Source organism: Streptomyces albospinus, assembly GCF_014648695.1.
GTDB classification, from domain to species: Bacteria; Actinomycetota; Actinomycetes; order Streptomycetales; family Streptomycetaceae; genus Streptomyces; species Streptomyces albospinus.
Genome location: NZ_BMRP01000001.1, coordinates 46,105 through 64,397, shown reverse-complemented (window position 1 = coordinate 64,397; position 18,293 = coordinate 46,105). Strand labels below are relative to the sequence as shown.

Genomic DNA, 18,293 nt, shown 5'->3' with positions numbered 1-18,293 from the left:
CCGGGGCAGGGCTGTGCCGTTACCCGTAGTTGTCTTCGAGGTAGGCGACGATGTCGCGCTCGCGGAATCGCAGGAGGCGGCCGACCTTCTGGGCCTTCAACCCCCACGTCCGGTACTTGTTCTTGACGGTGATCTCGCTGACCTTCAGCCAGTCGGCCACCTCTTCCGGCGTCAGAAGCCGGTTACTCCCGCCCTGCGTCAAGCCGCCGCCTCACCGGATTCGGGACGGGTGAGGTTGTGCACCGTCGCCCACGCCGTTGCCGCCGACGCGAGGGCCCGCTTCCTGTCCTGCTGGATCTCGCGGACCTTGGCCGGCGTCTGGGCCGGGTCACTCACGCCGAGCTGCTCGGCGAGCTGCTTGAGGAGCTCGTCCGCATCCGCCTTGGGCTTCGAGTAGACGCGGCATTCCTGGCCGCTGACGCCGAGGACCCAGCCCCAGCCGTTGTCGAGGGCTTTCTGTCTGGGCTTCATGCGGCGGCTCCTAGGTAGTCGCGTCGGCTCTGCTTGGTCAGGTGGTACATCTCGTGATCGCATCGGTAGATGCGGTGCTCGCGGGCGATTCCTCGGCGAACCCTTTGGCGCTCTGCGGATCGGTCTCGCTTCGCCTGTGCTCTGCCGAGCGCTTTCTCGGCGGAACGTCGGTCTGCGAAGCCTCGCTTCGAGCTGCACTCGCAGGTCTGCCACTCGACGGGCTTCATGCTGGTGGGGCTTTCTGTTCTACGCGGACTGGAATTTGGTGCAGGGACAGGTAGGGATGTGGCAGGCGCCTCGCGCGGCGCTGGCGATGGAGTGGGTGAAGGGCGCGTGGCCGCATTCAGGGTGGAAGCAGTAGCCCTTCCACCCCTTCTTGCCATCCGTGTTGGCGAGCATCGCTCCCGGTGAGTTGAGCTTCACCAGCCGCCCCGTGCCGCCGAAGGCCATCTTCGAGGCGAAGGTCTTCGCCTCGGCCTCACTCGCGAAGGGGGCAAAGTTGAGGCCGCGGGTTCCATCGCTCCAGGTGTGGACTAGAGCAATCCAGTCCCGCATCTGGAGGATTTCGCCGACCTCCTTGATGACGGCCTTGGCCAGGTGGGTGGCGCTATCGAAGGTGTCGTCCTCCAAGAGCGCCACCACAGCGGCGACCTCCTCCTTGCGGGGAGTGATCCTCACGCAGCCGCCTGGGACTCAATCAGCCCGCGCAGGCGACGGCGGACCTCTCCGAGCATGTCGGCGTCCTGCTCTCCGTGGACGTCGTACCGGAGGCGGTCCCACTCGTAGAGGTTCTCGCTCGGTACGTCGCCGTCCTCGTCGCGGAGCCGGTCCAGCTCGGCTTCCTGGCCGGCATACAAGGCTTCGATGTCGTCGACGATGCTCCGTACCTCGGCTATCGCGTCGTTCTGACTCAATGGTCTCCCCTTCCGTTCTTGCTACACGTTAACACATCAGTCACAGGTTTACAGCGGTCGCCGAAGGCATTCCGCGGACTTCCGCAGGTCCTCGACGGTGCCGCTATTGATCACGATCGCGTCGAAGTCCCAGCCTTTGAGCGCGTTCTCGCTGATGTGATCAGCTCCGTCGATCAACACCTGCTTCGGCCGATGGATCTTGACGACGAGGCCGCCGCGATCCTTGATGGCCTGGGCTTCATTCGGGAACCGCACATCGCTGATGACGGTCGGGCCCCACGACCCGAAGTCGCGGAACAGGGCATCCACCCAGACGGTTTCGCCGAGCACTTGGCGGCCGGCGTCTGTGCCGCAGCGCTGGAGATACTCCCGAACGACGGGGTGTTCGTCCTTCACCCGATCCCAGCCGTACCGGTCCACCTCCTCGGCCAGCGGGAAAGACCCGTTGACCTCATCGTCCGGGAGCCAGGGGTCGAGGCCGTAGAGGAAGTCCTTGACCTTGTCGGCGAAGGCGCGGCGCGCCCATCCGGCCTCGACGAATGCTTCGGCGAGCGTGTCCTTGCCGCACCGGGCAGGACCGGACAAGCCGATGAGCCGCGGGGCTCGGAGTTCCCTGTCGACACCGCCGAGAGCGATCAGCCGTGGCCCGGCCTCGCCGCACAGTGCGCGTTGCGCCCGCCGCTCGAAGTCCGCGTAGTCGACCTGGAGGGCAGCCGCCCATGCCGGCCAAAAGCGATGAGCCGGAACGCGCTGTCCGGTGAGCACGCGGTGCACCGTGGACTGGGCCGTACCGACTGCCCCGGCGAGGCGCTGCAACGCGCCCGACCGCCGGATGTCCACTCTGAACCCGGCTCTCGCGCTGGCTTGGATGACCCACTGCGCGAAGTCGTCGTACCTCTGCTGCTGGGGGTTCGTCACGTGTCGTTCTCCTCTCAAAGTCACAGGTTTACATCAAGCTGTGTAGCAGTGCTCGACCGGGATGCCCTCGGCCTTGGCGTGCTGGATGCAGTTCTCGGCGCACTCGACGAAGAAGGCGAGGGCCATCTCGGCGGCCTCGGCGATCGTGTCCGCGTTCTCGAAGCGAGGGTTCTCCATCGGCATGGCCTTGTCTCCGAACATCAGGTAGAGGCGGGAGGTGCGCCAGTAGATCCTGCCGCCGCCGTTCCCGTTGTTGCCGTTCTCCTCGTGGAGCATCACGTCGCCCATGGGGCCGCGTTCGGTACGGACGCGCAGGGTGGCGCCGTCAGACAGGGTTACGGTCTCGGTGTGGTTGCGCATGTGTCCCTCTCAGTTGGTGATGTCGGGGCAGTCGTAGCCCCAGCAGTCGCAGGTCATGAATTCGCTCCACATGCCGCCGTGCTGGCAGTTCTCACAGACGCCCCACTCTCGGACGGTCAAGCGGATGCCGGCCGACTGGCACTTCGGGCAGGAGAGGTGTCCGGAGCTCATGCGGGTACCGCCTGCTTCGCGGCGTAGAAGGCGAGGGCCTGTCGGGCTGCCTCGGTGGCCCAGTCGTGGCCGAAGTGTCCCCAGCAGGAGTCCACCTCTTCCCAGGTGGAGCGGGTCTCGGTGTCATCGTCGGCGCGAAGCCAGTCCACGGCCTCTTCAACGATGTAGCCGTACACGTCGCCTTCGGCCCACGCCTCGTACTCCTCGCGCTCGGCATCGAGGTACGCCTCCGGCAACATGCCGAGGTCTTCGGCATCGTCGCCCATCAGGTACCAGAGGGAGACGGGCCCCCGCGCGGGCCGGGACTCGATGACGATGGCGCCGTGGTAGATACGGGCCCACCTAGTGAAGGTCTCGATGCCGTTCCAGCGGTTCCAGCTCATACGGTTCCAGGCGTCGGCAAGCGGTCCGCCATCCTTGTCGATGGGGGCGTAGTAGCCGAGGTGGGTGTCGATGGTGATCACGTGCGCGAGGTGGTCGTAGTCCTCGCGGGGGTTGCGAGCGTCCTCGTCGGGGACGAGCCGGACGCGGAAGCGGCCGTCCTGGGTAATGGCGATGGTGTCGTGCATATTGCGCTCCGTGCAGGTCACAGGGTCGGTGCGGGGAAGTGGACAATGCAGCTCGTTCGTCGGCATGGGCGGCCGAGTGAGGCGATGAACTCCTTGTGAGCGTCGAGTGCTTCGGTCAGCCAGTCGTCGCCCTCGACGAACTCGGGGCGCTTGTCGGCCCACAGGCCGCGGGCCCATGCGATGTCACGTATCTCGTGGAACTCGCTGGCTCCGTGCTGGCGGATCAGGTCGATCCAGGAGGCGCGGACCCGTTCGTATCCGCGTCGGGAGTGGTCGTAGCCCGTGGCGGGGTCGATGTCGTCGATCGCTACGCCGGATGCGATGCAGATGCCAGCGCGGGCGTCGGCCATGGAGGTGAGGCGGTCTGCCTCGCAGACGGGGCAGCCGAGGGGGCTTCGGGCGTAGTGCATGAGCAGGAGGTTTGCGCGCATGGTCTCTCGGGTCGTCAGGCGGCGAGCGCGTGTTCGGGCTGGGCGGGTGCGTGGTTGTAGATGTCGGCGAGGTACTGCCGGAGGCAGTCCTCCCACGGTTGGGACAGGAGGCTGCCGATCACGACGGCGCCCATGGGCGGGGCGACCACATCGCCGATCTGTTGAGTGCAGCTCGACCGTGAGCCGGTCCACGGGTAGCCAGGTCTGAAGCCGACCAGGAGGGCGGCCTCGTCGAGGGAGAAGCGGCGGTCCCGGTCGCTCTCCCAGTACCACCCGCGAATCTTGGAGGTGATGGCCGTTGCAGGTTTGTCCGCCGACCAGCAGTTCCCGCCCGCCGTCTTCCTGACCCCTCTCGTGTTGACGCGGATGCCCTCGGGCCACTGGAGGGCCTTCGCGGCGGTGGTGGTGGGGAGGTCGCTTACGGGCTTGGTGCGGGCGGTGTCGAGGTAGCGGTGCCGGGCAGCGAGCATGAAGGCGCGCTTGCGACGGCTGGCGAGTCCGTACTCGACCGCGTCGAGGACCTGGAAGTCCACCGAGAGCCAGTCGGCGCACCGGAACTCGTCACGGATGCCCTCGATGATGACCTCGGGCAGGGCGCTGGACTGCTCCATCGCGATCCACCGGAAGTCCTCGCCCACAGCGGACAGAGCCAGGCCCCAGATCACGACTTCTGCGAGGAGACCGATCCGTTCGTCGGTCAAGTCCTTTGCCATGGCGCGGACTTCGTCGAGCCCGTAGATGGGGCCGGACCAGCCGTACGGGCAGTCAAGGCAGTCGCTCGGGCAGTCGTCGGCGCACTGGTCTTCCTCCCAAACGCCGATCGTGGCTTCCCACGCACAGGTGAGCATGTCGAGGAAGATCTGTTGGTTGCGGGGGTCGAGCCCGGCCCGCTTGCCGGCCGGGGTCCAGCACTGGCACGGGGCCGTGACCAGAAGGCCGCGTGTCCAGCGCAGGGCGGGGTGGTGCGGGTCGAGGGTCCGTACGTCGGCGACGATGCGCTGGAACCCAGCCGCGGTGGCGGTCGCTGCTGCGTCCTTGTTGAGCTCGATCCCGATGATGTCGAGGTTGTGGCCGAGCACATCGCGAATGCCGACTTCAAGCCCACCTGGACCGCTGAAGGGATAGACGACGCGATCAGGATCGCCCGGCTTGGGCGGGAAGAGCCAGCGGACGGGCCAAGGGGCCGCTACGGCTTCGAGGTCTTCCTGCGACCAGGCTTCCGTGAGCCACGGGGCATCGGGCGCCTCGTTTATGTCGGCCAGCCCTACGGCGCTCACGAGGTACTCGCCTTGCCGTAGAGGCGACCTTCAGGGTCGACGGCCCAGGTCTCGCCGGGGTCGAGGATGAGGTCGAGGTCAGGGTCGGTGTGTGCGCCGCACTTCGGGCAGGAGAACTCGCCGTTCGACACGGCGTACATGCGCGACTGCCCACAGGGGCCGCACCAGACGTATTGCTTCATGGTCCTTCGCTGATCAGACAGGGGTGGAGTGCACCCGGCCGCCCTTCCCTGCCTCCAACGCAGGAGGGGCGGCCGGTTACAGGTTTACAGGTGCATCAGGCTGCGTACGCAGCTATCCGGGTGTGCAGGTGGGAGATCTGGGCATCTGCCTTCCGCAGCTCGTCGCAGATCCTCCCGCGTTGCGCCTCTGCGTTTCGGAGGTCGCCTTCGAGCTCCAGGCGCTCGCTGATCCACCGCCAGTCCGGGTACTCGGCCTCGAAACGTTCGGCAGCCTCTTCGACCATCTGGCCAAGGCGCCTGGCTGCGGCCGTGTCCCAACCGACCTCTTGGTCTTTCTCGTTGGTGTACTCCCAGCGGCGCAGGGCGTTGTCCCATCGCCAGCGGCCCTGGGTGGCGACGAAAGCGTCGGGCAGGCGCTTGCGTCGAGCCGCAACCCGGTAGCGGCGCCCCCGGATCTTGACGAAGCCGGGCTCGCCGTTCTCGTCGGTGGAGGAGCTGATGGCTAGGCGGGAGTACGGGATCTTCTCCCTCCCGCCTCCCACGTACTCGTCCTGCGTCGCGGCCGGCAGGACCGTGACGTGGAGATCGCCCTCGGGGAACGCGTACGTCGCGTGGTTCATGGGGTCCTTCATGGGTCAGGCGGGGGTGGAGTAGGGCAGACCGGCGCGGAGTGCTGCTTCGAGTTCCTTCGCTGCGCGCTTGAACTGTGCGAGCGCCTGCATCGCGAGGGCCCAGTCGCCGGTCGGGAGGTCCGAGATGTCGTCCATCCACTTCAGGCAGGCGTACGGGCTCAGGAAATGGAGCAGGTTGCCGTCCGTGTCCACGACCACCACTTCGGCGGGGTCGAAGTACGCCGTGTCGAGGTCGAGAAGGTGTCCGCACTGGTCGCAGAGAAAGAGACCAGAGGGCTGGGCCCCGTAGGGGCCGATGCCACAGTCGCGGCAGGTCATCGTGCTCATGGGTATCCTTCCAGCGGTGCCCGCCCCTCCCTCCTCCAACGGGAGGGGCGGGCACCGCTACGTGGGTGGGTCAGCAGTCGAGGTAGTTGAGGAGCTCGGCGACGAGCTGCTCTTCGTAGGCACTCACCGGGCGGTCCGCGTCGGGCTTCGGCTCCTCCTTGAACCAGGAGGCCGGCCAGGTGTCGGAGGGGAGCACGAGGATCAGCGCTTCGGCAGCATCGGCGAGGTTCAAGCCCGCTGCGTGCTCGTCCTCCCAGGACCAGGAGCGGCCTTGCTCGGGCTCCTGGCGCATGGTGTCGATGGCCTCATTGAGCTCACCGACGAGGTGCTTGATTCGGTCTGTCATGGGGTTCTCCGGCGAGCTCAGTAGGTGTTGACGACTTCCACGACTTCCTTCGACTGGATCTCGCAGAAGACGAGTTCGAGCTCGTACCACTCGTTCTCGTTGTCTTCCAGCCAGTCGCGAAGGGCGTCGTCGTCGGAGACCTCACCGTCCTCGTCGAGGAACTCCTCGGGTACGTCGATCTCGACCTCGACCTCGCCGTGCGTGATCTCTTCGACCGTGAACTTGACTGTCTTCTTCATGACGGTGGCTCCCAGGTGGATACGGATGCGGCACTCGCCGCAGGTCAGGTCTTCGTCGAGCAGCTCGGGCACGTCACCGCACTCGACACAGGGCTCGGTGTTCATCGCGGATCGAAGACATAGATGCCGCCGCTGGCGCGCTCGGCGTGGAAGCCGCTGGAGAAGAGCTCGTCGGCGGCGCGGTCCCAGTCGATCTCGCTGAAGGGCCAGCGCTTCATGCGCTGCTTGTCTTCCTCGTCGAAGGTGTCCTCGGCCCATTCCTGGGCGAAGTGAGCTTCGGAGTCGTGGAAGCCACGGAACTCTTCGCGGAAGCGGTCGACCCATTCGTTGCGCTCGACTCCGTCCCCCCACTCCGCGACCCAGACGGCGAAGCCGTCGGTCTCGTCGTAGCTGAGCTCTTGCAGGGCTTCGGCGATCTCTGCCGCCTCGCTCGGGGAGCACTCGCCTTGAAGGGCGCCATGGAAGTCCTCGTGATCCATGACCCACAGCTCTTCGTGGTCGGTGGATCGGCCGTGCAGGTCTTCGGGCGTCACGAGGTTGGCTATGTCGGCGTCGTACCAACTACCAGTCAGGTGCCCTGCGTTGTAGCACGCCAGGCAGCCGATCCAGACGCTCGGACGTACAGCGGTGGACAAGGTGGGCATGTTTCTCCTCGCTGGAATCTGGAATGTGGCCGCCGGACCGATCGCCCGGCCCGGCGACGGGGTGACCTAGCGCTCGCTGGTGCGGCGGTCGACGTACTGACGCAGCGACCGGACCGCCTCCAGGACGAAGAACGCGCCGACAGCCGAAGCCGCGAACTGCACGGTGCTCGGGTCCTCGTCGACCAGGACCCAGAAGGCACTGGTGAGGGCGACGACCATCAGGGCGTCGAGGATCACGGGGCCGATTCGCGTCATGGTGCTACTCCTTGTGCAGGATGCGGGCTGGCATCGTCAGGGGGGAGGAACCACCTCCCGCCGACCTCCTTTCGGAGGTTTCGCCTTTGCGTCAGTCAGGAGTTGGAGGCCAGGTGGGCGGCGAGGTCTCGCCGTACGCCCTCCCATGCGGCGATGGCGAACTCGGCGGTGGACACGTCGAGGAGCGCCATGCGACGTCGGGTGGCGGTCCTGGCTGTGGCCTGGCGCTGCTTGGCCTCGGCGAGCGCGGCTTCGAGGTCGGCGGTGATGGCCGCCTCGGGCTTGCCCTTGATTCGGGCCTCGGCGAAGCCGGACAGGATGATCGGCAGTCCGTCGCGGACGAGGCGGTTCGCCTCCGAGCGGCGCATGCTGCCCTCACGGATGCGGCGGTTGACGACCTTTCGGACGGCCTTCTCGGCTTCGGGGGTCTTTGCGTTGGTCATGTTGGTCTCCGGGTCTTTGTTGGGCGCGGCCCCTCTTTGCCACGACGCAAGGGGAGCCGCTTGTTACAGGTTCACAGCTTGGTCAAACGGAACTGCGCGCGGCGTCGTGGCCGCGGGGCTTCACAGGGGCTGCTTGGTGGGCCTACCGGCCAGCACGGTGGCGAAGTTGGCCATGACGACCATGGCCATGTGCTCAAGGTCCGGTCCGCCGTCCGGCAGGAGTACGCCGAGGATGCGCATGGTGGTGAAGGCACGGGCGATCAGGCGTTCCATGTCGTCGGTGTCGACGAGGTCGGAGCACAGGTCGCATGCCCGCCAGCGGCCGTCGTTAGGGAGCGGGACCACCACGCCGTCGTCGGACATGAGCGCGACGCGGGCTCGGTCCTGGGGGACGTACAGCCAGCGGGCGTTGGGCATGGTGCAGAAGTCACACGTGGACATTGGGGGCTTCCTTCGCCGTCAGGCCGCGATGGCGAACTTGGCGGGTCCGGACTGGTCACCCTTGTAGTGCAGGTCGTCTTCGTCGTCGTCGCCTTCGGCGTGGCACTCCAGCCAGAGATCGGCGACGTGGGGGTGGTCTACAGCGCGGAAGAACTCAGCAATGCCCTCTGCCTCTGAGCAGGTGAAGCGCTCCGCGACGTGACTTGCCAGCATGCCGTCGTTGAACAGGGTGGCGAACTCGCATGCCGCATTTCGGTACTGGTCGAGTCGCTTCTCGAAGATGTCGACCGTATCGGCGGCATAGGTCAGGTAGAGAGTCGTGGCCTCCCGCTCCGCCCGAAGGGCACCCCACGGATTCAAAGCACTGCGGAGCCGGGAGAGGGCGGCCGGCACGGGGCTCACTAGGTCCGTCCGCTTCGTGCGGATCGAGGAAAGGCGCTTGAAAACACGCATGCTGTGACGCTCCTGGTGATCGTTGGGTGGCTACAGGCAGAGCAAAGGCGGGGTGATGAGTGCGAGATCGGCTTCGACCTCCTGGATCGAAATGCCATGCGGTTCCCAGAAGCCGCACTCTGGGTCGGTGCCCTCGCAAGGGCAGTCGCGGCGGGAGGTCTCGACGAGGGCTTCGGCGCCGAGGCGGGCGAACGACAGGGCGTCGCCCTCGTCGTCGAAACGGGTCTCCTCACGGTGGTCATGGGTGACGACGTACTGGCGGCCGTCGCGCTGGATCTCCCACAGGCCGAGAAGGTCTGCGGTCTCGTTCCAGACGCGCACCTCGTGAGAACGGGTGACGGTACGCATGGGTCCTCGCATTCGCATGGGGAGCCGCCCCTCCCCGAGAGGGGGAGGCCAGGGAGGGGCGGCGGTTCAGGGGGATGGTCAGGCCGGCATGAGGGCGAGCTGACCGGGGATCTCGTTGCGCATGAACTCGCGCCCGAGGGAGAGGAAGTGCTCTGTGCGGCCGTGGTCGTACGCGTCACGGACTTCGTCCCAGTCCGCGTATCCGTCCGGCTCGTAGTGCTCCAGGTCCCAGAGCCGCTCGGAGGCGTGCTCGACGATGCTCTGGTGGTCCTCTTCGGTGTCGAAGGGGTAGTGCAGTCTCACGTCTTCCAGGGCCTCGTCGAGGTTCTTCTCGAACAGCTCGCGGCGCTGGTCGTAATAGTCGTCCTCGTCGAGGAACGGGTGCTCCTTGGCGACGTACTCCGCCAGGGCGACGGCTTCACGGAAGGCTGCTGTGTACGTACGGGTGCCGTGGCAGTCGCCCTCGCACTCGTCTCCGTCGCAGAAGTCGACGTACGGGTCACACCCCGGCCGGCATTCCTTCGTGTGGGTGCCAAGGCAGTCCGCGGGGCACCCGCCCTCGTAGACCTGGACGAAGAGCTGGGCGTGGTCCCAGGCGCTCGTTCCGTTTCCGCACTCGTAGACCTGCTCGTCGGAGACTTCGGTGTTCTCGCGTCCCGCGTCAGCGGCGGTACGGATGGCATCGCGGGCGACCTCGAAGTTCGACTTGTCGCCGATCCAGCCCGCCCGGTCGTCGTTCCACGTGAACATCTCTGCGTGCGTCGGAGTGTCCTCCCCTGCGTACGTCCCGGTGTACCAGGACGGCCAGGAGCGGTACGCGTCATCGAGCCGGGCCGCGTAGTTGGCCAGCGTGTCGTGCGATGGGGCGTTGTGCCTGTGGTGCATGGTCCTCACGATTCAGTCGGGAGGGCGCCCCTCCCTGCCTCCAACGCGGGAGGGGCGCCAGTCACAGGTTTACACTTGGGTGTCAGTTGGCGTCGGCGAGGGCCTTGTAGTGGGCCAGCTCATCCCGGAGTACGCGCTCCCGCTCGTCCCGCAGGCGGCGCGTCTCGGACAGCGAGTCACGCAGGATCTCGATCACCATGTTCGCCTCATCCAGGTCCGCGAAGAGGTCGAGAATCTCCTCGGCCATGCCGAGGCCAGCCTCGTGGTACAGGTCCAGCATGGCCCGCGACTCGGCCAGCGCCCGGCGGGTGGTGTCCAGCTCGCGGCCGAGCTGGAACGTGCGCTCGCTCAGGTTGTGCGAAGACTCCATGGCGATCTCAAGGAGGGAGCGACCGGCGAACTGGAGCGGGTTGTGCTTGATAAGGGAAACAGACATGTGACCTTACCTCTCTTGTTACAGGTTAACACTGTGTCGAACGAAAAGGGCCTCGCGGCCCGGACTCGACCCCCGCCCGAAGGCGGGGGGAGTCGGTACCCCCCAGAGGTTTGACCCTGTGAGGGGCTTTGCGGCCACTCGCCAGCGGCGAGCGACCCCGGCTGCATTCGCTGGCCGGTAGAACAAGGTGGGTGATTTCGCTTTTCGGGGCGGACGCTCACTCGGGCGCCCGCCTCACCGTCCATCGTCTTGCCGTTCCCGCTCCTCCCGGTTGGTTTCCCTCCCGGTCGGTCCGTTTCCGGCCGTCCGCTGGACGGTGAGCCCTGGATCGACCAATCAGGCCCCTGCCTCACACCCTTCCCCGACCCCATACCGCGCCTGCATTGGGTGCCCTCCGCAGGTCAGCATGGGTGTAGCCGGTTGGAGTGCTCCCGTCACGCCAGGGTGGATAGTCCCCAGCCGGTACGGCAGTTGCGTTCACTCAGTCGTCTGTACCCGAACCCCATACCCGAACAGTCCAGCTTGCTTCCGTTCCGTACCGCACAGGGTCACCCTGTTAGAACGTCCACGCCCCTTGGCCGAGCGGTGATTCCTCAGACCCCGAAGGGTCAGCGAGCTTCGACACGACTCCCCCACTGGGGGCCGGTCTTCCACCCTTGCGCTCGATCCACACCGGAGAGACCCGGCTGCGACATCCGGCGTCCCACCTGGGGACAGGGGCCGGATCGAGCGTCCATGCAACGTTGGCGTGCTGGGCCTTGCGGCCCGGCGAGTCCGATTCTGTCACAGGTTTACACCTGCGTCGAATCGTTGCCCTTTGCGGGGCTGTGTGCTGCTGGCCTCTGGCGGCGGCTCTCGTGAGCCCCGTTCTCGGTGGCCTTGCGGCGGTTCCGACTCTAGGCGGCCGGTCCGGCGGGTGTCAACCTGTGACTTCCACCTGCCTTGGCTGACCAGCGTTGCCGCGCTGCGGTTGCCCTGGGTACTGCACTGCGTAAGACGCTCCCTTGGGCGGTCTGCCTGCCGTCTTCCCCTGCCTGCCTTGCGGCCGGTCGGTGTTGGCGACATGGAGAACATTAGTCACAGGTTCGCACCTTGTCCAAACGTGCAGGTCAGAGCCTGTTCCCTGCCTGATTGATGCCCGATTCCTGGGCTGCCTGCCTGCCTGCCTGCCTGCCTGCCTGCCTGCCTGCCTGCCTGCCTGCTGAGCAACGGCGGAAAGGTGCGCGCGTTCCTCAGCTCCGCGCGTCACACGTACACGCGCGGTTCCCCCCGGGGGGTGTGGGGGGATGACCCCCGGTACGAAACGGCCGGCACCGCCCTGTCATAGCAGCTCGAAAACTGCCACGGTTCCCGAGGCGTTCAGACGACTATGCCACAGCGCCACTAACCGAGGTTTTCCCAGTTCAGCGACGCTTGCGGTCAGGCTCAACTCGCGTCGGTTGTACGAATTCGGGGGCAGCGGCCAGCTGCTTTCACGCTGCCAACGCTGTGCGCACATCCCATCCGATGTCAGGCCGGGCGCTACTGAGCCGCCCGACCCGTCCGTTTTGCTCGTCAGGCCTTGAGGAACGCGGCTCGCACTTCTTCGTCATTCTTGTACTCACGGTCAGGGATCTTCTCCGCAGTCGCGACTGCTTCATCCAGCCCGCCCCTGCTGCGGAGCTTGGCGATGATCGCCTGCTTCGTCGCTGGGAACCGCAAGCCGGAGAGGTATGCCGCCAGACCTTCCCAGGGCTCCATAGGGATGTGGGTCGCCGAACTGAGCAGGTTGGTCACGTCGTCGTTACCTTGCGCCATGGCTGTCTCCACCCTTTCCAGGTATGTCGCTTTCCGCTACAGAACATCACGCTCCGTACGGGGGTGCAAGTCGGGGCTGCCCCAACGGCACTAGGCAGCCCGCACCTCACCGAGGTAGCGGTACCCGGAGCGTTCCGAGCATCCAAGCCGCTCCGCCAGAGTCGGACCGGTGACCTCCTCGCCGCTGGCTTTCATCGCGGCGATCGTGTTCTTCACGACGGCGAGGGGGACGGCCTTCCGTTGGGTCCTCTGTCGGCGCGGCTTCGGCTCCGTGGCGACGGCCTCCGCCAGTTCTTCGGCGATCTCGTCGACCAGGTCGGCGGCATCGGCGGCCAGCTCGTCAACGATCTCTGCCAGTTCGTCGCACCCGTTGGCGACGCCGTGGCTCTTCGAGACGAGCTGGCGGCCTGCCAGGTCGAGTGCCTCCGCCAGTTCGCCCGCCAGGGAGGCCGCCAAGGGTCTTGCCACTTCGCTGAAGTACGTAAGGCGTCTTCACCAGGTGCCGCCCGGCAGGGCGGCCACTTCGTCTTCGCCGTTGGGCACCCTCCGGGTGCCTCGTCTCCTTCGCCGTCGCCTCACACCCGTGTGAGCACGATCACGTGCTTCCGTCTTTCCAAAAGAGAGATCTTTTAGCGACTTATAAGTGTAAGTACGTAAGTCGCAAGGCTTGAGCCCCTGCCGGGGCTCGCTTAATGAAGACGAAGTACGTACATACGTACTTCGCAAGGTGAGGTTTTCCATTCCTCATTGGAAGGACTCAGGCAGACGTGATCGCCTTCCGTCTGACTGGCCCAAGATTCGACTTCGCATTCTTCGACGTGACGGCTACCGGTGTACTGAGCGCAACCAATACGGGGAGCGCTGCACCGAGTCTGCTACGGACGTCGATCACATACTCCCTGGTGACGACCATCGAGAAGCCAACCTACGAGCACTCTGCGGGTGGCATCACCAGGTCAAGTCCTCCCGTGAAGGAGCGGCTGCCCGGCACCGAGCCCGGCGCCGGCATGCACAGCGGTTCCGCCGGACGGAGGCTCACCCCGGCTTGATCAAGTAGGAGGTGGGTCGTGCCAGGACCGGTACCCAACCGCGAGTCCGATCTCGCTCGCCCCCGCGAGCGCAAGGGCAGCGACATGCAGTCGGTGACGCGAGGAGTCGCCCGCCCTACGAAGGTCCCGAACGGGGATCGGAGCTGGCACCCGATCGCGAAGCGCCTTTGGGACTCCTTGAAAGAGTCCGGCCAGGCTGACTTCTACCAGGCGAGTGACTGGGCCCTCGCCTATTCGCTGTGCGAGGACCTGAGCTTCTACAAGAAGTCGGGGAAACGAAGCGGTCAGATGCTTCAGACCATTTACAGCGCCTTCGAGCGACTCCTCGTCGCCGAGGGCGACCGGCGCCGCGTGCGTATCGAACTGCATGAGCCCGAGCCGGAAGAGCAGTCCGCGGCCGTGCTCGCCATCGCCGACTACAAGCGGGATCTCGGACTCGACTGACCGCAGCTCCCCCCGAGTTACCCGAGGGGGTGAGACCAATCGCAGCCCTGACCGCTGAAGAGATCGACGCCCTCGAACCGTCCTTCCTCGGCCCCACCTGGCAGCGCGAGCCGGATGGCTCGTGGACGCTGCCCGAGCACACCCTTGGGTGGCAGATCGCCGGGTGGTGCGCCGAGTACCTGAAGGCCGAGGACGGCGGACCCTGGCGCTTCACGCGCGAGCAGCTCCGCTTCGTCCTTCACTGGTATGCCGTTGACGAGTCCGGCCGGTTCACACACCGGAAGGGCGTTCTTCAGCGGCTTAAGGGCTGGGGTTGACCCGGCAAGGACCCGCTCCTCGCCGTCATCAGCCTGGTGGAGTTCGTCGGCCCCTCCCGCTTCTCCGGCTGGAAGGACGGGCAGCCGGTCGGCGTCCCGCACCCGCAGGCGTGGGTGCAGATCGCGGCCGTCTCTCGGGATCAGACGCGCAACACCATGACCCTGATGCCGAGCCTTATGAGCGACAGGCTCATCGAGACCTACGGCATCAAGGCCGGGGCCGAGCTGATCCGTGCGAACGGGGGCCGGCAAAGGCTCGAAGCGGTCACCAGCTCCTTCCGCGCGCTGGAAGGTGGCCGGGTCACGTTCACGGTGCTCAACGAGACGCACCACTGGGTGAGCGGCAACAACGGCGACCGCATGTACGAGACGATCGACGGCAACGCCACCAAGAAGGACAGCCGTTATCTCGCGATCACGAACGCTTTCCTCCCCGGCGAAGACTCCGTGGCCGAGCGGATGCGGGAAGCCTTCGAGAAGATCCGCGAAGGTCGGGCCTCGGACATCGGCTTCATGTACGACTCGATCGAAGCGCATCCTGCAACGCCGTTGACGCCCGAGGCGATCCGGATCGTCCTGCCGAAGATCCGCGGTGACGCGGTATGGCTGCGGGTCGAGACGATCCTTCAGTCCATCCTCGACACGACGATTGCGCCCAGCCGCTCGCGGCGTATGTGGCTCAACCAGATCGTTGCGTCCGAGGACGCCTTGTTCGGCCCGGCTCAGTGGGACGTGCTTCGGGACGACTCGAAGACTCTCCAGCCTGGTGACGTGATCACCCTCGGGTTCGACGGCGGCCTCCGCGACGACAGCACTTGCCTCATGGCGCTGCGCGTCAGCGACATGTGCGCCTTCGTGCTGGGTCTGTGGGAGAAGCCGGACGGCCCGGCTGGTAAGGACTGGGAGGTCCCTCGTGAGCAGGTCGACAGTGCTGTGCACGAAGCGGTTCGCACCTTCGACGTACAGGGCTTCTACGCCGACGTCGCTCTCTGGGAGAGCTACATCAGTGAGTGGTCCGAGGCGTACGGCGAGGGCCTGGCGGTGAAGGCGCCGGGGAAGGACGCGATCAGTTGGGACATGCGTACCAGCCTGAAGGCGTCGACCCTGGCGAACGAGCGGCTCATGAGGAGCATCTTCGATCGCAAGCTCGCCCACGACGGCGACCTCAAGCTTCGTCGGCATGTCCTGAATGCCCGGCGCCGGACGAACAACTACGGCGTGAGCTTCGGCAAGGAGTCCCGGGAGTCGCCGCGCAAGGTGGATGCCTACGCGGCGCTGATGCTCGCGCACGAGGCCCTCTTCGATCTTCGTGCCCGTGGCCGGAAGGTCCGGAAGCGGACTGGTCGCGGCTATTTCCTCTGACCCATCTGTAAACCTGTGACTAAGGGCGGTGATCCATGGCCGACCCTTCCCCGCTGGCGCTCGCGCGACAGCTCCTGGCCATCCTGCATCGAGACGGCGATCGGCTGCGCCACGTCGACGACTACCTCCACGGGCGCCACGCGGACCCCTATATGCCGGCCATGGCGGACGACGAGTACCGGCTCCTCGCGCGGCGCGCGGTATCGAACTGGCTGCCCTTGCTCGTCGGAACTCCGGCGCAGGCGCTGTACGTTGACGGCCACCGGCCGGGCAAGGGCACTGAGTCAGCGTCCGCCCCGGACTCGGCTACCCCAGAGTGGGAGCACTGGCAGCGGTCCCGCCTCGACGCGCGGCAGGCGGCCGTATACCGGGGAGCCCTGGCCTACGGGCACAGCTTCACTGTCACGGAGAGGAACCGGTCCGGCGCCATCGTCACCAAGGGCCTGTCGGCTCTCAAGACGAGCGCGCTCTACGAGGACCCGGCGAACGATGACACCCCGTACGCGGCGCTGACGGTGACGGCCTGGCCGAAGGACGACCAGCCGGGCTCCGCCCGGCTGTGGGACTCGCGCCGCGAGTACGCGGTCAGTTTCCTGTCCTTGGACGACGAGAAGTCGGTGCGCGTGCAGGCCGGTTCGCTCCACGGATCGGCCGAGTGCCCCGTGACCCGCTTCGCGGCCTACGTCGACCTGGAGGGCCGGACGCTCGGAGTCATCGAGCCGATGATCTGCCTGCAAGACCGGATCAACCAGACCGTCTTCGACCTGCTCATCGCCCAGACTTACGGCAGCACGAAAGTGCGGACCGTCACCGGCATGGCGCCGCCGATCCAGCGCAATCCGGAGACGGGCGAGCCGGTGCTCGACGAGTTGGGCAACCCCATCCCGCTGCGGGTGAACCACAACTCGCGCAGATTCCTGTTCGCTGAAGATCCAGACGTCCGCTTCGGATCGCTGGACGAGACGCCCCTCGGGGGCTTCATCGAGTCCATCGACATGTCGGTTCGCCACCTCAGCGCGCTCGCGCAGGTACCGCCCCATCACCTTCTGGGGCAAATCGCCAACCTGAGCGCCGAGGCCCTCCAGGCGGCCGAGGTGGCGCTGAGCCGCAAGATCGCGGAGTTCCGGACGAGCTTCGGCGAGTCCTGGGAGCGAGTCTTCCGGCTTGCCGCCGAACTGGCCGGCAACGCCGCCTCCGCCGAGGACCACCGCGGCGAGGTCGTATGGCGCGACATGGAGTCGCGCTCGTTGGCGCAGGCCGCAGACGCTCTCGGAAAGCTCCGCGAACAGCTCGGCATCCCCGAACGCGGCCTGTGGCGGCGCGTCCCCGGGGTCACGCAAACCGAGCTGGAGGACTGGGAGCAGATGCGCGAGGACGACGATTCGGTGGCACAGCTTGCAGGTGCCCTCACTCGGGCAACACCCGACGTCGAGGTCCCCGTCGAGAAGGTCGCGGCGTGACACGTCCCCCTCGGCAGGCCGAGACGGACAAGGTCTCTGCCGCCTTCCACACAGCGCTGACGCAGATCGGCGCGCAGACGACTGCTGGTGCCCTGGCCCTGTGGGCGAACGTGCCGGCCGACCTGCGCGCCGCCACCGCCGGTGGCTGGCTTCGTCGAGCAATCACGCTCGTCATGAGCCACAGGCGGCAGGCCCGGGACCTGGCCCGTGCGTACTACCGGCTCGCCAGGGCCCTTCAGACGGGTACGACGGTGGCCGATCCGTACCACCCGGAGCCGTCGCACATCACGCTCGGCGACCTGCGGCGCGAGTTCTCTGCTCTGGCCGGCACCTACAGCCCGCGCAGCGGGGCGAGCGCGGACGAGGCCGCGACCGGCGAGTCTGGGGAAGCCTCACCCCGTCCGTCCGACGAACCTCGCTCTGTGGACGGCGACGCCCCGGCGGCGCCCGGCGGCAAGGGCCAGGAGATCGACGATGACTTCGACGACTGGGAGAAGGTCCTCGTCGAGGAGTTGGAGGGGCTCCGTGAAGAAGAGGAACGGACGGAGCGCGAAGCCGAAGACGAGCTGCGCACCGTCCTCGACGCTCTCGGCACGCAGAACCTGAACCGGCGCCTGGCCGAAGTCGACGACCAGCAGCCCGCGCGGGACGCCGACGCCGATCGGGCCGAAGCTCACCGACAAGCCGGTGCGCGGCAGGCAGCCGCGGCCTCCCGTGTGGCGATGAACGGCGCCCGGTCTTCGACCTGGACGCACATGCGCCGCGACGGGCGGGCCCTGGGGTACGTACGCCTCTCGCGCACGGGCACCCCGTGCGGCTGGTGCGCCATGTTGATCAGCCGAGGTCCGGTCTACAAGAGCCGGGCGTCCGCCACGTTCAACGACGGCGACAAGTACCACGACAACTGCCACTGCTACGCGATGCCGGTCTGGAGCTGGGGTCAGTACCAGTCGAGCGAACTGACCGCGCTGTCACGGCAGTACGAGGCCCTGTGGCCAAAGGTCACCAAGGGCCACACCGGCAAGGACGCGGTGTCTGTATGGCGCCGGTTCATCCGCCAAAAGCAACGAGCCGCAGCCCTGGAGGCCCGGCAGTCCACGAACACGACCCAGGAGGCGTGAC

At 66.6% G+C, this 18,293-nt stretch carries 30 protein-coding genes and 1 other RNA gene; 5 read left to right on the top strand and 26 right to left on the bottom strand.

Features of this window, described 5'->3' with window-relative positions; all coding sequences use genetic code 11:
• Positions 1-19: 19 nt before the first annotated feature.
• From IEZ17_RS00445 to IEZ17_RS00320, 26 genes are all read right to left on the bottom strand, one after another.
• Positions 20-202 carry a helix-turn-helix domain-containing protein gene (locus tag IEZ17_RS00445; RefSeq protein ID WP_189295111.1) on the bottom strand — a complete coding sequence of 61 codons (183 nt, stop codon included), beginning with the start codon at positions 200-202 and terminating at the stop codon, positions 20-22.
• Positions 199-471 carry a hypothetical protein gene (locus tag IEZ17_RS00440; protein WP_189295109.1) on the bottom strand — a complete coding sequence of 91 codons (273 nt, stop codon included), beginning with the start codon at positions 469-471 and terminating at the stop codon, positions 199-201. Before IEZ17_RS00440 ends, IEZ17_RS00445 begins: the two co-directional genes overlap by 4 nt.
• 246 nt (positions 472-717) lie before the next feature.
• On the bottom strand, positions 718-1,149 hold the full coding sequence (locus tag IEZ17_RS00435; RefSeq protein ID WP_189295106.1) for a PH domain-containing protein: 432 nt from the start codon (positions 1,147-1,149) through the stop codon (positions 718-720).
• Positions 1,146-1,385 carry a hypothetical protein gene (locus IEZ17_RS00430; protein WP_189295104.1) on the bottom strand — a complete coding sequence of 80 codons (240 nt, stop codon included), beginning with the start codon at positions 1,383-1,385 and terminating at the stop codon, positions 1,146-1,148. Before IEZ17_RS00430 ends, IEZ17_RS00435 begins: the two co-directional genes overlap by 4 nt.
• Before the next feature lie 48 nt (positions 1,386-1,433).
• Entirely contained in the window at positions 1,434-2,201 is a 768-nt protein-coding gene (locus IEZ17_RS00425) for a deoxynucleotide monophosphate kinase family protein (RefSeq protein ID WP_229851624.1), read from the bottom strand.
• A gap of 135 nt (positions 2,202-2,336) precedes the next feature.
• On the bottom strand, positions 2,337-2,663 hold the full coding sequence (locus IEZ17_RS00420) for a hypothetical protein (RefSeq protein ID WP_189295102.1): 327 nt from the start codon (positions 2,661-2,663) through the stop codon (positions 2,337-2,339).
• Positions 2,664-2,672: 9 nt separating this feature from the next.
• Positions 2,673-2,834 (bottom strand): hypothetical protein, encoded by a 162-nt coding sequence (locus IEZ17_RS00415; RefSeq protein WP_189295100.1) that lies wholly within the window; start codon positions 2,832-2,834, stop codon positions 2,673-2,675.
• Positions 2,831-3,403 carry a hypothetical protein gene (locus IEZ17_RS00410; protein WP_189295098.1) on the bottom strand — a complete coding sequence of 191 codons (573 nt, stop codon included), beginning with the start codon at positions 3,401-3,403 and terminating at the stop codon, positions 2,831-2,833. Before IEZ17_RS00410 ends, IEZ17_RS00415 begins: the two co-directional genes overlap by 4 nt.
• Positions 3,404-3,420: 17 nt before the next feature.
• Complete coding sequence (locus IEZ17_RS00405) at positions 3,421-3,834, bottom strand: hypothetical protein (RefSeq protein WP_189295096.1); 414 nt, start codon at positions 3,832-3,834, stop codon at positions 3,421-3,423.
• Positions 3,835-3,848: 14 nt separating this feature from the next.
• Positions 3,849-5,111, bottom strand: coding sequence for a DNA cytosine methyltransferase (locus tag IEZ17_RS00400; RefSeq protein WP_189295094.1), 1,263 nt, complete (start codon positions 5,109-5,111; stop codon positions 3,849-3,851).
• A complete protein-coding gene (locus IEZ17_RS00395; RefSeq protein WP_189295092.1) occupies positions 5,108-5,293 on the bottom strand; it encodes a hypothetical protein in 186 nt (61 codons plus the stop codon). The genes IEZ17_RS00400 and IEZ17_RS00395 overlap by 4 nt, the downstream gene beginning before the upstream one ends.
• 95 nt (positions 5,294-5,388) lie before the next feature.
• Positions 5,389-5,913 carry a hypothetical protein gene (locus IEZ17_RS00390; RefSeq protein ID WP_189295090.1) on the bottom strand — a complete coding sequence of 175 codons (525 nt, stop codon included), beginning with the start codon at positions 5,911-5,913 and terminating at the stop codon, positions 5,389-5,391.
• Positions 5,914-5,928: 15 nt separating this feature from the next.
• The gene (locus tag IEZ17_RS00385; RefSeq protein WP_189295087.1) at positions 5,929-6,252 is read right to left on the bottom strand and encodes a hypothetical protein; all 324 of its coding nucleotides are present in this window, start codon (positions 6,250-6,252) and stop codon (positions 5,929-5,931) included.
• Positions 6,253-6,322: 70 nt separating this feature from the next.
• Entirely contained in the window at positions 6,323-6,598 is a 276-nt protein-coding gene (locus IEZ17_RS00380) for a hypothetical protein (protein WP_189295085.1), read from the bottom strand.
• Between the two features lie 17 nt (positions 6,599-6,615).
• Positions 6,616-6,942 (bottom strand): hypothetical protein, encoded by a 327-nt coding sequence (locus IEZ17_RS00375; protein ID WP_189295083.1) that lies wholly within the window; start codon positions 6,940-6,942, stop codon positions 6,616-6,618.
• Complete coding sequence (locus IEZ17_RS00370) at positions 6,939-7,481, bottom strand: antirestriction protein ArdA (protein ID WP_189295082.1); 543 nt, start codon at positions 7,479-7,481, stop codon at positions 6,939-6,941. Before IEZ17_RS00370 ends, IEZ17_RS00375 begins: the two co-directional genes overlap by 4 nt.
• A gap of 66 nt (positions 7,482-7,547) precedes the next feature.
• Positions 7,548-7,736 carry a hypothetical protein gene (locus tag IEZ17_RS00365; protein ID WP_189295080.1) on the bottom strand — a complete coding sequence of 63 codons (189 nt, stop codon included), beginning with the start codon at positions 7,734-7,736 and terminating at the stop codon, positions 7,548-7,550.
• A 21-nt stretch (positions 7,737-7,757) separates the two neighbouring features.
• An RNA gene (locus IEZ17_RS00360) (hammerhead ribozyme type II) lies at positions 7,758-7,822 on the bottom strand.
• 9 nt (positions 7,823-7,831) lie between these two features.
• Positions 7,832-8,179 (bottom strand): hypothetical protein, encoded by a 348-nt coding sequence (locus IEZ17_RS00355; protein ID WP_189295078.1) that lies wholly within the window; start codon positions 8,177-8,179, stop codon positions 7,832-7,834.
• A gap of 120 nt (positions 8,180-8,299) precedes the next feature.
• On the bottom strand, positions 8,300-8,620 hold the full coding sequence (locus IEZ17_RS00350) for a hypothetical protein (RefSeq protein WP_189295076.1): 321 nt from the start codon (positions 8,618-8,620) through the stop codon (positions 8,300-8,302).
• An 18-nt stretch (positions 8,621-8,638) separates the two neighbouring features.
• Complete coding sequence (locus tag IEZ17_RS00345; RefSeq protein WP_189295074.1) at positions 8,639-9,073, bottom strand: hypothetical protein; 435 nt, start codon at positions 9,071-9,073, stop codon at positions 8,639-8,641.
• Between the two features lie 30 nt (positions 9,074-9,103).
• Positions 9,104-9,421, bottom strand: coding sequence for a hypothetical protein (locus IEZ17_RS00340; RefSeq protein ID WP_189295072.1), 318 nt, complete (start codon positions 9,419-9,421; stop codon positions 9,104-9,106).
• 78 nt (positions 9,422-9,499) lie between these two features.
• Complete coding sequence (locus tag IEZ17_RS00335; protein ID WP_189295070.1) at positions 9,500-10,306, bottom strand: hypothetical protein; 807 nt, start codon at positions 10,304-10,306, stop codon at positions 9,500-9,502.
• A gap of 82 nt (positions 10,307-10,388) precedes the next feature.
• Positions 10,389-10,742 carry a hypothetical protein gene (locus IEZ17_RS00330; RefSeq protein WP_189295068.1) on the bottom strand — a complete coding sequence of 118 codons (354 nt, stop codon included), beginning with the start codon at positions 10,740-10,742 and terminating at the stop codon, positions 10,389-10,391.
• 1,554 nt (positions 10,743-12,296) lie between these two features.
• Complete coding sequence (locus IEZ17_RS00325; RefSeq protein WP_189295065.1) at positions 12,297-12,539, bottom strand: DUF2795 domain-containing protein; 243 nt, start codon at positions 12,537-12,539, stop codon at positions 12,297-12,299.
• Positions 12,540-12,629: 90 nt separating this feature from the next.
• Positions 12,630-13,007, bottom strand: a complete 378-nt coding sequence (locus tag IEZ17_RS00320; RefSeq protein ID WP_189295063.1) for a hypothetical protein — start codon at positions 13,005-13,007, stop codon at positions 12,630-12,632.
• Between the two features lie 599 nt (positions 13,008-13,606).
• Here IEZ17_RS00320 and IEZ17_RS00315 point away from each other — a divergent pair.
• The 5 genes from IEZ17_RS00315 to IEZ17_RS00300 are packed head-to-tail and all read left to right on the top strand — an operon-like array spanning position 13,607 to position 18,292.
• Entirely contained in the window at positions 13,607-14,032 is a 426-nt protein-coding gene (locus IEZ17_RS00315) for a phage terminase small subunit (protein ID WP_189295061.1), read from the top strand.
• Between the two features lie 29 nt (positions 14,033-14,061).
• A complete protein-coding gene (locus IEZ17_RS41840) occupies positions 14,062-14,349 on the top strand; it encodes a hypothetical protein (RefSeq protein ID WP_229851623.1) in 288 nt (95 codons plus the stop codon).
• A 36-nt stretch (positions 14,350-14,385) separates the two neighbouring features.
• Positions 14,386-15,711 carry a terminase large subunit domain-containing protein gene (locus tag IEZ17_RS00310; RefSeq protein WP_229851621.1) on the top strand — a complete coding sequence of 442 codons (1,326 nt, stop codon included), beginning with the start codon at positions 14,386-14,388 and terminating at the stop codon, positions 15,709-15,711.
• Between the two features lie 35 nt (positions 15,712-15,746).
• A complete protein-coding gene (locus IEZ17_RS00305) occupies positions 15,747-17,171 on the top strand; it encodes a phage portal protein (protein WP_189295059.1) in 1,425 nt (474 codons plus the stop codon).
• Entirely contained in the window at positions 17,168-18,292 is a 1,125-nt protein-coding gene (locus IEZ17_RS00300) for a VG15 protein (RefSeq protein WP_189295057.1), read from the top strand. The genes IEZ17_RS00305 and IEZ17_RS00300 overlap by 4 nt, the downstream gene beginning before the upstream one ends.
• Position 18,293 lies beyond the last annotated feature (1 nt).

What these genes read in the sequence shown, in the direction of transcription:
- IEZ17_RS00440 (WP_189295109.1), bottom strand. Translation starts at nt 471, where the DNA reads ATGAAGCCCAGACAGAAAGCCCTCGACAACGGCTGGGGCTGGGTCCTC.
- IEZ17_RS00420 (WP_189295102.1), bottom strand. Translation starts at nt 2,663, where the DNA reads ATGCGCAACCACACCGAGACCGTAACCCTGTCTGACGGCGCCACCCTG.
- IEZ17_RS00415 (WP_189295100.1), bottom strand. Translation starts at nt 2,834, where the DNA reads ATGAGCTCCGGACACCTCTCCTGCCCGAAGTGCCAGTCGGCCGGCATC.
- IEZ17_RS00410 (WP_189295098.1), bottom strand. Translation starts at nt 3,403, where the DNA reads ATGCACGACACCATCGCCATTACCCAGGACGGCCGCTTCCGCGTCCGG.
- IEZ17_RS00405 (WP_189295096.1), bottom strand. Translation starts at nt 3,834, where the DNA reads ATGCGCGCAAACCTCCTGCTCATGCACTACGCCCGAAGCCCCCTCGGC.
- IEZ17_RS00395 (WP_189295092.1), bottom strand. Translation starts at nt 5,293, where the DNA reads ATGAAGCAATACGTCTGGTGCGGCCCCTGTGGGCAGTCGCGCATGTAC.
- IEZ17_RS00390 (WP_189295090.1), bottom strand. Translation starts at nt 5,913, where the DNA reads ATGAACCACGCGACGTACGCGTTCCCCGAGGGCGATCTCCACGTCACG.
- IEZ17_RS00385 (WP_189295087.1), bottom strand. Translation starts at nt 6,252, where the DNA reads ATGAGCACGATGACCTGCCGCGACTGTGGCATCGGCCCCTACGGGGCC.
- IEZ17_RS00380 (WP_189295085.1), bottom strand. Translation starts at nt 6,598, where the DNA reads ATGACAGACCGAATCAAGCACCTCGTCGGTGAGCTCAATGAGGCCATC.
- IEZ17_RS00375 (WP_189295083.1), bottom strand. Translation starts at nt 6,942, where the DNA reads ATGAACACCGAGCCCTGTGTCGAGTGCGGTGACGTGCCCGAGCTGCTC.
- IEZ17_RS00370 (WP_189295082.1), bottom strand. Translation starts at nt 7,481, where the DNA reads ATGCCCACCTTGTCCACCGCTGTACGTCCGAGCGTCTGGATCGGCTGC.
- IEZ17_RS00365 (WP_189295080.1), bottom strand. Translation starts at nt 7,736, where the DNA reads ATGACGCGAATCGGCCCCGTGATCCTCGACGCCCTGATGGTCGTCGCC.
- IEZ17_RS00355 (WP_189295078.1), bottom strand. Translation starts at nt 8,179, where the DNA reads ATGACCAACGCAAAGACCCCCGAAGCCGAGAAGGCCGTCCGAAAGGTC.
- IEZ17_RS00350 (WP_189295076.1), bottom strand. Translation starts at nt 8,620, where the DNA reads ATGTCCACGTGTGACTTCTGCACCATGCCCAACGCCCGCTGGCTGTAC.
- IEZ17_RS00345 (WP_189295074.1), bottom strand. Translation starts at nt 9,073, where the DNA reads ATGCGTGTTTTCAAGCGCCTTTCCTCGATCCGCACGAAGCGGACGGAC.
- IEZ17_RS00340 (WP_189295072.1), bottom strand. Translation starts at nt 9,421, where the DNA reads ATGCGTACCGTCACCCGTTCTCACGAGGTGCGCGTCTGGAACGAGACC.
- IEZ17_RS00335 (WP_189295070.1), bottom strand. Translation starts at nt 10,306, where the DNA reads ATGCACCACAGGCACAACGCCCCATCGCACGACACGCTGGCCAACTAC.
- IEZ17_RS00330 (WP_189295068.1), bottom strand. Translation starts at nt 10,742, where the DNA reads ATGTCTGTTTCCCTTATCAAGCACAACCCGCTCCAGTTCGCCGGTCGC.
- IEZ17_RS00325 (WP_189295065.1), bottom strand. Translation starts at nt 12,539, where the DNA reads ATGGCGCAAGGTAACGACGACGTGACCAACCTGCTCAGTTCGGCGACC.
- IEZ17_RS00305 (WP_189295059.1), top strand. Translation starts at nt 15,747, where the DNA reads ATGGCCGACCCTTCCCCGCTGGCGCTCGCGCGACAGCTCCTGGCCATC.